The 14,416-nt window shown below is 61.4% G+C and carries 22 protein-coding genes; 21 read left to right on the forward strand and 1 reads right to left on the reverse strand.

Going from position 1 to position 14,416, the window contains the following annotated elements:
* Positions 1 to 33: 33 nt before the first annotated feature.
* The 3 genes from LT970_RS14210 (at position 34) to LT970_RS14220 (ending at position 2,485) form a co-directional block, all read left to right on the forward strand.
* Positions 34 to 1,296 (forward strand): phage NrS-1 polymerase family protein, encoded by a 1,263-nt coding sequence (locus tag LT970_RS14210; protein WP_232688987.1) that lies wholly within the window; start codon positions 34 to 36, stop codon positions 1,294 to 1,296.
* 212 nt (positions 1,297 to 1,508) lie between these two features.
* Positions 1,509 to 2,042: a DUF7342 family protein gene (locus LT970_RS14215; protein WP_232688988.1), complete on the forward strand. Its 534-nt coding sequence runs from the start codon at positions 1,509 to 1,511 to the stop codon at positions 2,040 to 2,042.
* A gap of 8 nt (positions 2,043 to 2,050) precedes the next feature.
* The gene (locus LT970_RS14220; protein WP_232688989.1) at positions 2,051 to 2,485 is read left to right on the forward strand and encodes a toxin-antitoxin system TumE family protein; all 435 of its coding nucleotides are present in this window, start codon (positions 2,051 to 2,053) and stop codon (positions 2,483 to 2,485) included.
* A gap of 647 nt (positions 2,486 to 3,132) precedes the next feature.
* Here the strand turns inward: LT970_RS14220 and LT970_RS14225 are convergent.
* Entirely contained in the window at positions 3,133 to 3,366 is a 234-nt protein-coding gene (locus LT970_RS14225; RefSeq protein ID WP_232688990.1) for a hypothetical protein, read from the reverse strand.
* A gap of 137 nt (positions 3,367 to 3,503) precedes the next feature.
* Between LT970_RS14225 and LT970_RS14230 the strand changes: the two genes are divergently transcribed.
* The 18 genes from LT970_RS14230 to LT970_RS14315 all read left to right on the forward strand — a co-directional run bounded on the left by LT970_RS14230 (position 3,504) and on the right by LT970_RS14315 (position 14,395).
* Positions 3,504 to 3,794 carry a DUF8069 family protein gene (locus LT970_RS14230; protein ID WP_232688991.1) on the forward strand — a complete coding sequence of 97 codons (291 nt, stop codon included), beginning with the start codon at positions 3,504 to 3,506 and terminating at the stop codon, positions 3,792 to 3,794.
* On the forward strand, positions 3,795 to 4,133 hold the full coding sequence (locus LT970_RS14235; protein ID WP_232688992.1) for a DUF7558 family protein: 339 nt from the start codon (positions 3,795 to 3,797) through the stop codon (positions 4,131 to 4,133).
* 55 nt (positions 4,134 to 4,188) lie between these two features.
* The gene (locus LT970_RS14240; RefSeq protein ID WP_232688993.1) at positions 4,189 to 4,791 is read left to right on the forward strand and encodes a winged helix-turn-helix domain-containing protein; all 603 of its coding nucleotides are present in this window, start codon (positions 4,189 to 4,191) and stop codon (positions 4,789 to 4,791) included.
* The gene (locus LT970_RS14245) at positions 4,788 to 5,288 is read left to right on the forward strand and encodes a PIN domain-containing protein (protein ID WP_232688994.1); all 501 of its coding nucleotides are present in this window, start codon (positions 4,788 to 4,790) and stop codon (positions 5,286 to 5,288) included. Before LT970_RS14240 ends, LT970_RS14245 begins: the two co-directional genes overlap by 4 nt.
* A gap of 732 nt (positions 5,289 to 6,020) precedes the next feature.
* Entirely contained in the window at positions 6,021 to 6,917 is an 897-nt protein-coding gene (locus LT970_RS14250; protein ID WP_232688995.1) for a DNA-binding protein, read from the forward strand.
* 215 nt (positions 6,918 to 7,132) lie between these two features.
* Complete coding sequence (locus LT970_RS14255) at positions 7,133 to 8,059, forward strand: transcription initiation factor IIB (RefSeq protein ID WP_232688996.1); 927 nt, start codon at positions 7,133 to 7,135, stop codon at positions 8,057 to 8,059.
* Between the two features lie 97 nt (positions 8,060 to 8,156).
* The gene (locus tag LT970_RS14260; protein WP_232688997.1) at positions 8,157 to 9,050 is read left to right on the forward strand and encodes a biosurfactant protein 1; all 894 of its coding nucleotides are present in this window, start codon (positions 8,157 to 8,159) and stop codon (positions 9,048 to 9,050) included.
* A gap of 141 nt (positions 9,051 to 9,191) precedes the next feature.
* Positions 9,192 to 9,380 (forward strand): DUF8012 family protein, encoded by a 189-nt coding sequence (locus LT970_RS14265; protein WP_232688998.1) that lies wholly within the window; start codon positions 9,192 to 9,194, stop codon positions 9,378 to 9,380.
* Between the two features lie 102 nt (positions 9,381 to 9,482).
* Entirely contained in the window at positions 9,483 to 9,863 is a 381-nt protein-coding gene (locus tag LT970_RS14270) for a hypothetical protein (protein WP_232688885.1), read from the forward strand.
* Between the two features lie 83 nt (positions 9,864 to 9,946).
* A complete protein-coding gene (locus LT970_RS14275) occupies positions 9,947 to 10,384 on the forward strand; it encodes a DUF8025 family protein (protein WP_232688886.1) in 438 nt (145 codons plus the stop codon).
* A gap of 108 nt (positions 10,385 to 10,492) precedes the next feature.
* Positions 10,493 to 10,984, forward strand: a complete 492-nt coding sequence (locus LT970_RS14280; RefSeq protein WP_232688887.1) for a DUF7995 family protein — start codon at positions 10,493 to 10,495, stop codon at positions 10,982 to 10,984.
* A 103-nt stretch (positions 10,985 to 11,087) separates the two neighbouring features.
* Complete coding sequence (locus tag LT970_RS14285; protein WP_232688888.1) at positions 11,088 to 11,489, forward strand: DUF6166 domain-containing protein; 402 nt, start codon at positions 11,088 to 11,090, stop codon at positions 11,487 to 11,489.
* Positions 11,490 to 11,512: 23 nt separating this feature from the next.
* On the forward strand, positions 11,513 to 11,794 hold the full coding sequence (locus LT970_RS14290; protein WP_232688889.1) for a DUF7389 domain-containing protein: 282 nt from the start codon (positions 11,513 to 11,515) through the stop codon (positions 11,792 to 11,794).
* Between the two features lie 37 nt (positions 11,795 to 11,831).
* On the forward strand, positions 11,832 to 12,497 hold the full coding sequence (locus LT970_RS14295) for a helix-turn-helix domain-containing protein (RefSeq protein ID WP_232688890.1): 666 nt from the start codon (positions 11,832 to 11,834) through the stop codon (positions 12,495 to 12,497).
* Between the two features lie 2 nt (positions 12,498 to 12,499).
* Positions 12,500 to 13,192 (forward strand): nucleotidyltransferase domain-containing protein, encoded by a 693-nt coding sequence (locus tag LT970_RS14300; RefSeq protein ID WP_232688891.1) that lies wholly within the window; start codon positions 12,500 to 12,502, stop codon positions 13,190 to 13,192.
* A 131-nt stretch (positions 13,193 to 13,323) separates the two neighbouring features.
* Positions 13,324 to 13,545, forward strand: a complete 222-nt coding sequence (locus LT970_RS14305) for a DUF8129 domain-containing protein (RefSeq protein WP_232688892.1) — start codon at positions 13,324 to 13,326, stop codon at positions 13,543 to 13,545.
* A 55-nt stretch (positions 13,546 to 13,600) separates the two neighbouring features.
* Positions 13,601 to 13,900: a hypothetical protein gene (locus LT970_RS14310; RefSeq protein ID WP_232688893.1), complete on the forward strand. Its 300-nt coding sequence runs from the start codon at positions 13,601 to 13,603 to the stop codon at positions 13,898 to 13,900.
* 129 nt (positions 13,901 to 14,029) lie between these two features.
* Positions 14,030 to 14,395, forward strand: a complete 366-nt coding sequence (locus LT970_RS14315) for a DUF7568 family protein (protein ID WP_232688894.1) — start codon at positions 14,030 to 14,032, stop codon at positions 14,393 to 14,395.
* Positions 14,396 to 14,416 lie beyond the last annotated feature (21 nt).

A 14,416-nucleotide genomic window follows, 5' to 3' on the forward strand; every position in this document is an offset into this window, starting at 1 on the left:
AGCGGTGCGAGCCATGCGAGGTGACATGAGATCATGAGTAATGGTTTGGTCGGCGATCAAGGGGTTATTCCAGAGGACTTACGAGAGCGCGAGCAGTGGGTCTGCTGGCGAGAAGAAGAGCGAGACGGGAAAGCGACGAAGATCCCGGTGACGCCGGGGGCTGGCGGGTTCGCGTCGTCGACGGAATCCGCCACATGGAGTGATTTCGAGACGGCACACGAGTACACCGAGACGGAGTACGCGGATGGCGTCGGGTTCGTGTTTACCGACGACGATCCCATCGTCGGCGTCGATCTGGACGACTGCCGCGACCCAGAAACTGGCGACGTCGACGACGCAGCGTTGGACATCATCGAGCGACTCGACTCCTATACGGAGGTGTCACCGTCCGGTACCGGCTATCACGTCCTGATTACCGGCACACTCCCCGAAGGACGGAACCGTCGCGGGAGCGTCGAACTGTACGACACGGCACGCTTTTTCACCGTCACTGGCAACCACGTCAAGCGGACACCCACTCGCGTTGCACGCCGGCAGGACGCGCTCACAGCAATTCACCGTGAGTACGTCCAGGACACCGAGCGTGACACAGCCTCCGAGTCCGAGCAGCATGATGGCACTGACGACGAGTCACCGACGACCGGTGCAGCCGGCGTCGATGTCGACCTCGAAGACGAGGACCTCCTCGAGAAAGCGCGAAACGCATCGAACGGCGAGAAGTTCGAGCGGCTCTGGAACGGGAATACGGTCGGCTACGACAGTCAGTCCGAGGCCGACATGGCGCTGTGCTGTTTGCTGGCGTTCTGGACCGGTGGTGACCAGACACAGATGGAGCAGCTGTTCCGCCAGTCGGGATTGATGCGGGAGAAATGGGACGAGATCCACTACGCTGACGGGTCGACGTACGGCGAGAAGACCATCGAGCGAGCGATTGCGACCACGTCGGAGTTCTACGACCCGGACGCCGGCGACGATACCGCAGATCCCCACGGCACATCTGACGAGGTCACAACTGGCGGGACGCCTGATGACGCAGACCGGAGTCGTGCGTATCTGGCTGAGAAAAATCGCTTGTTGAGCGAGCGCGTCGACGAACTCGAGGCAACACTCGAACAGAAGACTGAGCGGATCGATTCCCTGGAAGCAGAGATCGAGCGACTCACCGACGAACTCGAAGCCCGTGACCGGGAGACTGAGCAGCCCCCCGAGGAAGAACCCGGTACTGCGAGAGAGACCAGTGATGACTCAGAGCCAGCCTCTCTGTTGAGTCGATTCTTCAGTGGTCGGTCCAAGTAGTGGCGCTGGTTCACATCCATCCGAGAAGCCCTCCCTCGAGAGTTCTGGTTCCGCGAGTCGAGAAGGATTAACCAACAGACTCGCTATATCGCGCTATTTGTTGGTTAACTACGCTCAATCTCGCCGCAAAACGGGGGATACCGCAGGATACTGTAGTTCAGGAAACTATTCCCCGAAGTAAGAACTATATCCTTCGCACTACAATCCCAAGTATGTCCGAAACAGACGCCACCGATGGGCCGCCCCCCTTCGAGGACGCGTTCAGCAGCGACGACGTCGAACAACGCATCTACGGCACCATCCTGCAAACCCGCGAGCCGACGACGGCGAGCGCGATCGCCGACACTGTCGACTGTGATCCAAAAACCGCCCGGAAGTACCTTGGCTGGTTCGACGACCTCGGCATCGTCACCCGCCACGACGGCCATCCAGCCACCTACGAGCGCAATGACGCGTACTTCGAGTGGCGACGAATCAATCAGCTCGCAGCCAACCACTCCGTTGAGGAACTGCAGGAACGTGTTCGTGAACTCACGATGCGCATCACCGAGTATGAGGAGGCGTATGACGCCGCGTCACCGGCCGCCGTCGACGCCGTTGCCGCTGCGGAGGGCAGCGAGGAGCGGACCATCGACAACGTGTACAGCGACCTCGCCGACTGGGCGACCGCCCGCGAGGAGCGTGACCGCTACGAACGCGCACGCCAGCAACGCACGGGTGGCGAGCGCGAACAAGCGTCCGGGTAGCCCGCTCGATGGTGCCACCGACAGGCGATGGCGGGAGCCTTGCCCCCATCGATCGTCCCATCCTCGAGTTCCTTCAGACACGGCTCCAAGCCACCGGACAGGTCTCCCACGCGGCCATCACGGATGCAAGCGCCCATCTCGAGCTTCAGGTCGTCTTTTCATCGTCATACTACCCAGCGTCCGTCGCCGAAGCAACCCTGACTGTCCGCTGGTACACGAACGACGACTTCACAATCCACTATCGAGAGGTACATTCGGAGCACACCTGGGAATGCCGATGGGATCGGCATCCGAACCCCCACAATACGCGCGACCACTTCCATCCCCCGCCCACCGCCCCGACGCCCGGTGACGATGACTCTTGGCCGATCGACCATCGTGATGTCCTGCGACTCGTCCTCGACGAGGTCGAAGAGCGGATCGCAGCACTGTGGGACGAATAGGTAACTGACCCGCAGAGACGTTTTTGTGCGCCGGCCAAGGGTGACGGCACTCAGCACGATGGGCACCACCACGAGAGCCGTCGTGGTGTCCAGCCTGGTGTCAGCTGAGTGCAGTCACAGGTGAATCCATGTCTACGTTCAGTAACTCCGAGACAGCGAGTGCATCGCCGTCAGAAAACCACACGAGTCCACCCAGAGATACCGAGGACACAGATTCGCAGCCATCATGGCCAGACGATGCAAGCAGCGAGGGTGGAACGCCAACGCTCAGAATGAACCAATGTCCGGAGTGCGGGGCCCGTCGCTTCGTCTCAAAACTTCTCGTGTACGAGGTTACAGGCTACGACGAGAACGGCGAGCAAGAATTCCGCCGCCAGCACGTCCGGGCAGAGTTCGAATACACCTGCAGCGGGTGTCAGACGACACTTCGGACGCTTCCCGCCGATCGGCGCGATTACTACGACGAGGTAGAGGTCCTGGAAGCAGAACGGCGTGCAGCCCTCCGCGATCAGCTCCGACTGCTGTGTCGACGGGTCGGACGACGTCTCTGGGCCACGAAGTCGTGGATTGCGCTCGTCCTCCTCACAGTCGCAGTCGCGTTAGTCTGGCTGTAACGGACGGCGAGAAACGGCAGCCGTCTCCTCGCGTCAGGGTCGCGGTGGAATCCGTAGTTCGTCATCGACTTCGTAGAGATAGCCCTTCAGGAGCAGTTGCTCGATGTGGGCTCGCGCGTCGGGACGTTCGATGCCCTCGTCCATGAGATGGGCGACGGCCTCTTCTCGGGTGAGGGTCACGTCCTCTCCCGCTGCGTCGAGGTACTGCTCGAGGTGGTCGAGCGCGGCTTCCTCGCGGGAGTTGATCGGCGTCCGCGAATTCTCCATTACATGAAACATGAGCCTCCTCAGATTAGACGGTTGGGGTGATTCCGCAGCTTCGCTGTGTTCCAGCGACAGTCGTCGAGTTTGTCGACGCCGAAAGGCGTGAGGCGCGCCTGCGAGCGTGCCGGAGACTGAATTCCATGACTGGTCCAGACATACGTGACGACACAACAGACGATCACGAGCGATTCGAAACCGAACTCGTCGCCCAGGACCGGGATGCAGCCCGGTATTTGACCGCGGACATCAGCGAGAGAACCGCGCGACAACTCGTCAGTGACCTCGTCGACGACGGTGTCGTGAGGCCGGTTCCCGACCAGCGAGTCCTGGTACACGAGCCAAGTGGCGAGGCGTTCGACTCGATTAGACAGCTGGCTGTCTTCCATCGCGGGTGGACGGCCGCTTGCGACGCCGACGAGGAGGACGCGTAAATGCAACAGACACTTTCCGGGTGTGCGTTCTGCGATGCGCTCCCCGGCGCGGAACTAGGCGACGCCCGCACCTGGGGGAAAGACGAACTCGTCACACACCCGATTTGCGTCGACTGCGCAATTCAGGAGCGTCCTGATCCCGACGAACTCGACCACCACGCCTGCGACGGCTGTGGACGCATCGTCGATACGTTGCCGGCACTCACGACCTTCCGCGTCGAACTCGGCCACCTCGACGGAACACTACACCTCTGTGTCCGCTGTAGTCCCAACGGGCCAGCGACGTACTGGACGCGAGACCTCGACGAGCATCTCGTTGCCCGCTCCCAGTCCGGATAGATTGACCGCAACACTCTTTACTGATTCGTTGTAAACTGTAAATACCGGATTGCCTATGTCACGCACCTCAAACCGAGCCAACGGCGACATCATCCGCGACTTCCTCTCAGTCGCGGACCTCCTCGAGGAGCCAGCCCTCGCCCAGCTGTACGCGCATATCGCCCGAGAGGGGGAAGCAACCGTTCAGGAACTCATGGACGCCCTCGACCTCGCGCAGGGCACGGCCTACACCTACGTGAACCGGCTGGTCGACGCCGGCGTCATCGAGGCGACGAATGACGAGCAACCCCGGACGTACGTCGCTCGCGAGATTGACCTGACTGTCACGGCCGCTGACGGCGCTCGCGAGTACACGATCACGCCCGCACTCATCGACGCCGTCGGGCGGCGCGCGACCGACGACGACATCGATACCTACATCGACCGGCACGGGATCGCCGGTCTCGCGACAGCGCTCACCTACACCGTCGACCGAGAACGGGGCGAGGTTACCCACCGATTGATGGCCCGTGATCTCGATATCTCGCCGCTCGCCGCCGAGATCATCCTCCAGGCGCTCGAACCCGTCGTCCACGAGCACTTCGATATCGAGGAGTCGGGCGCGTCGATCGCGGATATCGAGGGTGTCGACCGAGACGCCGTCGACGACGACGCGTGAGCGCCATCCACATCGCTGATACCGGCCTCTTCGTCGCGATGGGGCAACCGTCGAACCGTCGGTATCGAGTGGTTAGAGCGTTCGCCCGCCAGAACGACATCACCTTCGTTCTCCCCAAACGCGTCTACGATGAACTGACCGTCAACGACCCCGATGTCAACAACCCGCCGATCGACACGGCAATCGACGAGGAGTGGGCCCGAGTCGCAGACCCGTTGAAATACACGAATGCACTGGTATCGCGGGCAATGGATGGCGTCCAGCGATACATCGCGAACGCTGATGATCGCCGTGCCGACGAGATCGAACGCGCAGATCCAGCGCTCGCTGGGGTCGCCGCTCAGGCGTTCGTCGAGGGGACCGCAGACCATGCCTACATCTACACAACCGATATTCCTGCTGGTGAAGGAGCTGAAACCGTTTTCGCCAGTGAGGGCTACGGCGATTCAGTCACGTACGTGAACGGCTTTCGCTTCGTCGAAGATCTTCTCGAGTAGTCCCCTCTCGGCGACGCCTCGAACCGGTCACGTGGGCATAGCATTCGATATCAGCTCGCCAGCGATGGTCGTCATCGTCTCGAAAGCCCGCGGCCGCTCGGCATCCCGCGACCCACGCTGCGCTCCTCGTTCCTGCGGTGCTTGGCGGGGTCGGGGGACGACCGAGACGGCCTCGCCCTTTCTAAGTCCACCAGGATGTCGGCTGTGTCACTGAGCGTCGAATCCGGTTGAACGGTGTTTCTCTATGGCTCGCCCCGCTCGCCGCTGCCGCCCTCCGCGTCGCTCGCGACCGACCATTCCGGGCGTGCGGGCGCTCTCCGCACCGCCCGCGCCCGTTCCGGGCTAAAGTGCATGTGCCCTCGGCGCCAGCGGGTATCCCCGTCGGTTGCGCCCCTTGCGGGCTTTCGCGTTCCAGCGCTTGGTGCCGCTGCGCGCGGCGAGCCACCCCGCGGGCTCGCCGTGCTCCCGACAGTCGCCCTGGACACGAACCCGCACATCGGGCCGGACACGAGCGGGCATATCCCGCTGGACGCTTGCTCCGGGCGGGTCGCCGCGCGGTGCTGGATGGGTGTCCTCCTGAGGCGCGCTCTCGCTCGCGCCCAGGGGTCGCTCGCGAAGGCGCGAGCGAGAGCGCGCAGACGAGTCTGTCGGTCGGTGTCGTTGAGAAATCCGCGATGTAGTAGCATCGCGGTGTCGGGCGCTGAGCGCCTTCAGGAACCAGTGAAAGTTCCAATGTCAAGTAAGAACGTCACCAGTGATGTAGTTTCGGTCGATGAACAGGCATTTGAAAAACACGATGAATCAGAAGTCGACGAGGATGGCTTCGAGGTCGTCGATGAGACCCCGGAGTTCCAGGCGACGGTGCAGATGGAGGTGCAGGCGAAAGTCGATTCAAACCATCCGGACGCGCGAGTCGAAGCGGGGCCGGATCACATGTTCGGGAAGACCCTCGAACAAGAAGAGCGCATCCAGGCGCGGGAGGCTGAGCTGGAGCGCATCAGTGCCCAGGCCGAACTCGGGACGCAGGAGGGTCGGGAGAAGCGGACGCGAGATATCGCGGCAAAACGAAGTGCGAAGCGGCGGATTGAGTTCCAGAAGCGGAGAGCGAGCGTGGATCCGATGGCAGACCCGGATCGGCCGGACCCACGTGCAGAGCTCGAACAGGAGCAGTTGGCGGCTGTGAACGAAGAGTCGATGCGGCTGGCCGAGAAGCTGGATGGCTGGTCGCGGGCGTCGATCAGTCGGCGGCTGGCTGAGGCGGTCGTCACGGGGAAAGACATGATGAGTGCGGTCGTCGGGGTGTTCGAGGAGCTCCAGACGGCGCCGGGCCAGGTGATCCCGATTGGGAAAGTCGAGGATGTGAACCGAAAGGAGGTGAGCATCGAAGGAACGATTACACAGCTGTGGGAGCCGTCGAGTCCAGCCATTGCCCAAGTTGGACTCATCGAGGACGAGAGCGGGCGCACGAAATTCACGAGTTGGAAAGCGTCGGACGCACCGTGGATGGAGGAAGGAGAGCGTGTGCGGATTCACGGGGCGGCGAAGAACTGGTATCAGGGGCGCGTCTCAGTGGCCCTGACCGGGTGGAGCACCGTGCTGTTCCCCGAGCGCGGTCGGTGGTGGGAGTAGCCAGCGTACGCGGCCTTCTTTTTTTGGGTGATGCCCGTTCACCCACTTCCCGCCGCCCCACCCAACCTCCACGTTCCGGGCGGCTCACAGAGCCGCCGGGCTTTCGCCACAGCACAGCACTACGCCGGCTCCGCGCCGCTGAGTGTTTATGTGCCCCTGATGGGTGAGGGGCATTCCGAGAGACGCGATTCATTGTAATGTCCCTCGTGAGTATCATGGCAACAAGAGAAATCTACGAGACATCGTTCGACGAAGACGTACAGACTGACTCCAGCGCGAACCAGTGTCCCGAATGCGACGGCCGGGTCACCACCAATGCGGTCGAAACCGTCTGCGAGGACTGTGGCCTCGTCGTCGACGAGCAGCGAATCGATCACGGGCCAGAGTGGCGAGCGTTCGACAAGGACAAGCGCGGACGGACGGGTGCACCGCTCACGGCGGCGCGGCACGACCGAGGGCTATCGACCGAGATCGGCCGTGGAACTGACGCGAACGGGAACACACTCTCCGGACGGAAGCGGCGGCAGGTGGCCCGGATGCGCCGGGAACAGACCCGGGGACGGTTTCAGTCGAAAGCCGAGCGCAACCTCGCACATGGCCTCGGTGAGATCCGCCGGATCGTGAGCGCACTCGAGCTGTCCGAGACGATTCGTGACCAGGCGTGTCGACTCTTCCGGAGCGCCCAGAACGAAGACCTCCTCCGAGGACGGTCGATTGAAGCGATGGCCACCGCGAGCGTCTACGGCGCCTGTCGGTGCAACGGACTCTCGCGAACCCTCGACGACGTCACCGACCCGGCGCACGTCGAGCAGTCGCGGGTGAGGAACGCGTACAAGACGCTGAATACGGAACTCGGCCTCCCAGCCAAGCCCGTGACGCCCAGTGCGTTCGTTCCGCGGCTCGCATCAGAACTCGACGTCCCAGATCGGATCCGGCAACGGGCCAGGAAGTTGGCGGAAGATTCCGAATCGACGGGAGTTACCACGGGCGTTTGCCCGTCAGGATTCGCCGCGGCCTGCCTGTACAAAGCGGGGCACGAACAGGGACAGTTGCTCACACAGTCAGCGGTCGCAGCGGTCGCGAACGTTTCAATAGTAACCGTCCGGACTCACCGAGACGCACTGGACGAACTAGCTGTCTAACGACGCTCTTTCGGTTGATTTGCATGCCCATAGAGGAATTGATATGAGTACAACCCTTTAAAAACGAAGACGAAGCATGTGGCTATCAGACGACTCTATGACCGGACGTTACTCTGACTACGAAGAGCTCCGACCGCTTGGCGAAGCAACGCATCTTCCCGACGATGAACTTACCAGCAGTGGCAACGGAGAGCCCCGACGGCAACGAGCGGGTAGAGCCAACGCAGGCTATCCAGACGCCACGACAGCAACGTCGGCCGAGTGTACCTCCTGTGGGACGTCGATTCCCGCTGGCCAGACGAAATGCCGGTTCTGTCTCACGAATCATCTCGATGCACCCACCGATGGACAGGACACCCCTGATTCGGAGTGTGATATCCTCCATGTCATCCACGCTCTCGTCGAGTCGCGGACGTTCTACGGCGCCATCGCGAAGGGATCTGCTGCGGCCTCTCTCCTCGCGAAATCGGAGTCCGACCCAGCGGTCGACGATTGCCAGCTCATCTACGACCTCGAGGAGGAGCCTGCAACGCAGTTTGCCGACCGATGGCCTTCACTCCCCTCCGCGGCACGGATAACAGCAGAGGGCGGCGCACAGTTGCTCGCGGCGGCGCGTGAGCGGACTGCGTGGCGAGGCCCGACGCAGTCGCCTCACGACGGCGAGCACGCGACGTTCCTCTACGACGAAACGGGAAGCGGGATTCGCGACGAGGAGCGTCTCGTGACCCTCCTCAAAAACGCAGACGGCGATATCTGGCTGGTGCCGGCAATTGCACTCCAGCGATCCGTCACCGACACCAGTACCGAGAGTCTGCGACACGCGAGCCCGAACAGAGATCACCTCGAGTGTCGGGAGTGCAATCGAGAGACTGAGCATCGATTCAACGAACTCGAAGCCGTCCCTGACGACGAGTGGGCCGGACAGCCGATGTGGGAGTGTCAGGTGTGCGGAACTCCTCGATACGGGCCGGAGCCTGAAGGAGATCGGTAGGCTGGAAGTCGAGATTAACCAACGAAAGAGTGGAGTTCTGGAATCGTTGGTTAACCGAAGACAAGTCAAGAACCATCTTGGAGATGTCTTGCTATCCGCCCCTGGCGTTTTTCCGCGCCGAAAATCGGCGGAGGCGTACACATGGACCCACGAGACACACCTGGTTACCGAATGCACCGCGCGCTCAGCAATCTCAACGATATCGATGTCGATCAATTGGATCCCGCCGACCGAGAACGAATCGACACAGCGCTCACGCTCCTAGAGCAGGTGAGTCTCCTCACTCGACCACCTGCCACGGAGGACGACGGCGTCCACGTAGAATCCTGATACACGATCCTCGAGTAGCGGATCTTCCTGGTTCGTCTCAGAATGCGTTTGTTATTCCCCTGAAAGGGGTGCGGGGCAGAAGAACGCCCCCGAGTACAACCCATGGCAACGCTCCAAGCAGCGACGACATCGACCGGCGCCATCGTATCGGATCCACAGGCAGTCCGCCAGCTCTGTGAGAATCATTGCTTCGGAACCCTCACCTGGGAAGTGGCCGAGGAGAGCGAACTCACCATCTGGGGCTACGATAGCTTCGAAGTGTACGAAGCCCGTGGCGATGGTCTCCCCGACTACGAGGGTGGGATCGTGACCCACGAGTTCCTCAGACAACTCGCCGAGTACATCGATGGCGACCAAGAGCTCGACATCCAGACGGCCGGGTACACGAAGTGTCGATTCCCGGTGCTCGCCTCACGGTACGTCGTTCGCGACGGAGAGGTCCTTCACGCCGATCTCAGCGGACTCGACCCGATTGACGAGTGACTGGTGAGGAACCCTTGGCGGGTGCAGAGGAGTCGTTTATCGGGGGCTAACGGGCTGAGCCCCACACTGGGGTTCGTGATTCCATGTCTGAACAACCACCCGACGACCCGTTCGAGGACTGTGAGCGAGGCCCCGATGCAATCCTCGGCACACAAATCTACGAAGATGTCCTGTTCACCGAGGAGACCGAAACGCCAGTGAACGTACTGACCGGCGAGACGCCCGAGCATGCGCAAGCGACCGTCGACGAGGCTCGAGCCTTTGCCGCTGGAATCGACAGTGATACCCCGCAGATCGCGCTGCAAGCGTCAGTCGAGGCACAGATCGAAACCGCCAGCAAACCGTACACCGCAGCGGCGTTCTTCCACTTCAAGGCAACCGGGTCACTCCAACGGCATCGCGCCTACCACGCGGCTTACGAGTCAGAGGCGTTTGCGGTCGATTTCGAGGCCGACTACGAATCCGGTGACCTGACGATTACCGTCGAGGAGGTCACACAGTCAGGGCAAGACACGTCCTAACGACCGCGTTCTCCGGTGGCGTTTGTTTTGCGCCGGCGATGAGTGCCGGCGCACCAAGCGGTGTAGCGGAGTACAGTCGCGTGCGTCGGCAGATAGAGGAGAACACCGATGCACATGGTCATTTACACGCTCGTAGAGGCATCGACACGAGACGACGCCCTCGCCACCGGAAAGACGGTGTTCGATCGACTCGTCGGCGCCGTCCCCCACGCAGGCGCTGTCTTCGACTACTACGTCTGCTTCGACGAAGACGAGACGACAGTCGCTGGAACAGCCCGCTGGGGCGAACTCCCGGTTGCAGCCACTGTGGAATCCGATGAGGGCGAAGAGCTGCTCGAACGCGGCTGGGACGCCACGAAGGAGGAGTTCCAGCGGAATCTCGACCGCGTGAAGGAGGCGCTCGACGAACGTAGCGACGAGGAGATCATGCGCGATGAAGACCTCGCCCGACACGCCTTCCACCAGATCGGCGCGTACGACGGGCCATCAGTCTTCCTGTACGACGAACATGGAAGCGGTATCCGACACCGAGGCCAGTTGGATCGGATTCTCGACGAGAGTGACGATCTCTGGATTGTGCCGGCGGACGTCCACTTCTGAGTGACCAAACCGGCCAGCTGATCCGTGACGCAGTGACCGCAGAGCGTTTTTTCGCCCCCTGAGGGGTGCGGGGGTGCTCGAACGAGTACCTTCGAACAGACCCATGAGTGGAACTATCGACTCACGATCGCTCGAACAGACACGCCCGAGGGATGACCGCGACGTCGTCTACGTCGGCTACCGACAGCGCGGACGCGCCGTCGTGGAGAAGCTACCTGGACAAGAACAGCTCACTCTAGAGCGGAGTCTCGAGATGGCGAACCACAGCCCCTCGGGCTTCGAGTGGGGATACGGTGGCAGTGGCCCGGCGCAACTCGCGCTCGCGCTTCTGCTGGATTATACCGACGACGAGCAAGTTGCGCTAGCGCAATACACCGAGTTCAAAAACGAGGTCGTGAGCCAGTTGGACTGCACTGGTCGCGACGGGCGCTGGCGACTCACCGGCAGTGACATCGACGCAGCCCTTCGCGAAATCTCCGATGGAGCCGTCGCACCGTCTATCTGAGCACCGATCACCGAGAGTCTCACATGTCGGAACACACCCAGCCGTCTCGTGCGGATGTCGAATCGTCAGGGAACAGTGAGCAGCCGTCACAAACGGAGCACGTCGAGCGCACTGACGTCGGTGTCTCGCTGACCGTGAAGCTCAAACGCGGAACCGGGACACGAGATGAAGACCAGATCAAGGCCAAGGTGAAAGCGAAAACGCTGGAAGATGCCCGGGAGGACATGGAGACGCTTCGAGCGTACATCCACGACCTCGCCGAGGACGTCCGCCAGATCCAGCCAGCAGACCCACACGAAGAGTAAATCTTTTGGTTGTTGCACAGAATTGTGTAGCTATAGGATGTACGAAGCGTGTGGCGAGAAGGAATTCAAGGTGCTCCTCGCGCTCGATACGGGGGACTCCATCTCGGGCGTCGCGCGGAAGATCGACGAGAACCGGGAGACGATCCGTCGCGTCGTGAACCGCATCGAGGAGGCCGGGTACGTCGCGTACGATGACGGCCTCCAGCTCGTCGATCAGACGCTCCGTGACGTCGGTCTCGAGTTCCTGGCCGTGGCAGCAGACACCTCGCCGCCATCGATCCCGGAGGCGTACGTCCTCCCACAGTTCGCTGGCATGGACTACGCATTCACCGCTATCGATGCCGTCTACGTCTGGACACGCGGTGGCTACCAGGTCGCCCGCGACCCGGAGGACTATCCGCTGTTCATCGCTGTTCGCGAGCAGGACGTCGACGCCTGGACAGCGTTCTTCGACCGATTCGGGATTCCGGTCGCACAGGAACGACAACCGGCCGACGACCTCGATGGTGCGATACAGGTTGTTCTCGAGCCGCGGTCACAGATCGAGGCCGAGATGGTCGACGGCCGGCCCGTCATCCCGCTCCAAGAGACCGTGGCGTTCGCAAACGAGTACTACGCGACCTTCGAGTCGGCACTCGACATGCTCGGCCGAATGTACGACGACGTCGACACTGATGCGACCTACCGCATGGAGCCAGCCTAAGTATGAGCCAGGAAGACCGAAGTGAGGCACTCATCGAAGTGCTCGAAGAACTAGAGCAGTCAGAAATTGGGTTCGTCCTCGTTGGCGGATACGCGATCAGTCAGTTCGAACCACGGTTCTCGACCGATCTCGATCTCGTCATCGCACCGGACGACTACGACGAAGTCGTTGCATTCCTCCAACAGCATGGCTTCGAACGGACAGCGGAGTTCGACGTCCCAGCAGAGGAAACCATCTACAACCGGGAAATCGAATGCTTCGAGCGAACCGAAGGACTACCCCACCCGGTCGGCGTGGACATCCTTGTGAACGGCCTCGGCTGCCGACAGACCGAAGCAGAGTGGTCGTTCGACTATCTGCGCACGCACAGTTCCCCGACGACGATTTCAGGCGGTACTCGGTCAACGACTGCACGAGCAGCTGCCGGCGAGGTCCTCGTCGCCGCGAAACTCCACAGTGGCCGGAAAACAGATCTCGCAGATGTCCTTGCTGCGATTCCCTCGATCGATTTAGATCGAGTCGAGACACATCTGCATCGCGGAGATGCTGATGCCCTTCGGCAACAGCTCAGTGACGCACACGCGTTCATCGAAGAGGGTGGGCTCGATCACCGGTTCAAGAGTCTGTTCGGCCAATCATCGGCCTCGGCCGAAGACATCGAGACGCTTCTCGAATTCCTCGATCAACAGCAGTAGTGGGGCAACCCTCACCGCGAGTCCTGCATCGGACAGTGTCTGTCCGTGTCTGTCGCTGAGAAAGTACGCGAAACGGAGAGCGAACTGGCGCTGTTTTTTCGTCGCCGAAGCAGGGGCGGAGGCGACAGTCAGTGAGCAACTCTTCAGAGCAATCCACGGTATCGAGCGGTCTATCACCGGAACATCGTCTCGAACCACCGAATGCGCGACTCATCAACGCTGGCATCGTGACGATCAACAACATGGAGATGCTGCGAGCCTGCGTCGCCTACGAGAACGCGAATCAGAAGCGAGTCCAGATCCTTCGGCGGCTCGAACATCGGGCCAGCGAGCTCCGGTCTCAAGAGGATTGAGACGGCGCTCGTGGGCAGTTTTTCGGAGCCTCCAGTGGGTGGAGGCTCGATTCACATGAGCGACCGACCAAAGATTGAAATTCAGCAACAGACCGCTTTCGGCGAGGATGGCCAGCTCGAAGTGACTGAGACGAGCGTCGAAACCTCGCTCGAGGACTTCGGTGCGGACGTAGATCACCGCGATCGTGATTCGCGGCTCGACCGGCCGGAGGCGAGTGAGTTCGGCGTCGACGACCGTCCGGGAGTAGAGCACTCGTCCGAGGGTGATCAGTCTAACCTCTTCGCCGATACTGCCGAGGATCAGCAGACACTTGCTGGCGACGATGCAGCCGATCGCTGTCTCTTCGAGGAGTAACCAACAGTCAGTTCGTTCGACTGGCTGTGTTGGGTAATCGTTGGTGAGGACGCGATATCGACTCACGAGACCAATCAATACCCGAATCAAGCGACTGCGAGCCTCCCAAACGCGGAGGCACCAGTACCCATGCCACGAATTACAAATTGGGTGCGTGAGAGCCGTACCCCGAAACTAGCGTATCGGAACACAGAGACCAACGCACATGCGGTGCTTCACCGAGCGCCGGACACGTACATCCACAAGTGGCGGGCTGCGATTCTCGTCGATGGCTATCCGGTGTGGACGCGCGGATTCGCGACGAAGGAAGCCACATCGCTTCGCGATGAACTCCGAAAACGGCCCCAGCCTGAACTACCCTGTCCAGAGTGTCCGAACGACGACGTCGTCGTCGGCCAGAAGAGTGCCGACGGCGCGAAGGTCCAACGGTGGTTCGAGTGTCGAGAGTGTGGCTACGAAAGCCGCTCAGCGATCATCTACGGCCCCGAGCGCTGACTCTCAACGGTTAGAGCAGAT

This window comes from Halobacterium zhouii (genome assembly GCF_021249405.1).
Taxonomy (GTDB): domain Archaea; phylum Halobacteriota; class Halobacteria; order Halobacteriales; family Halobacteriaceae; genus Halobacterium; species Halobacterium zhouii.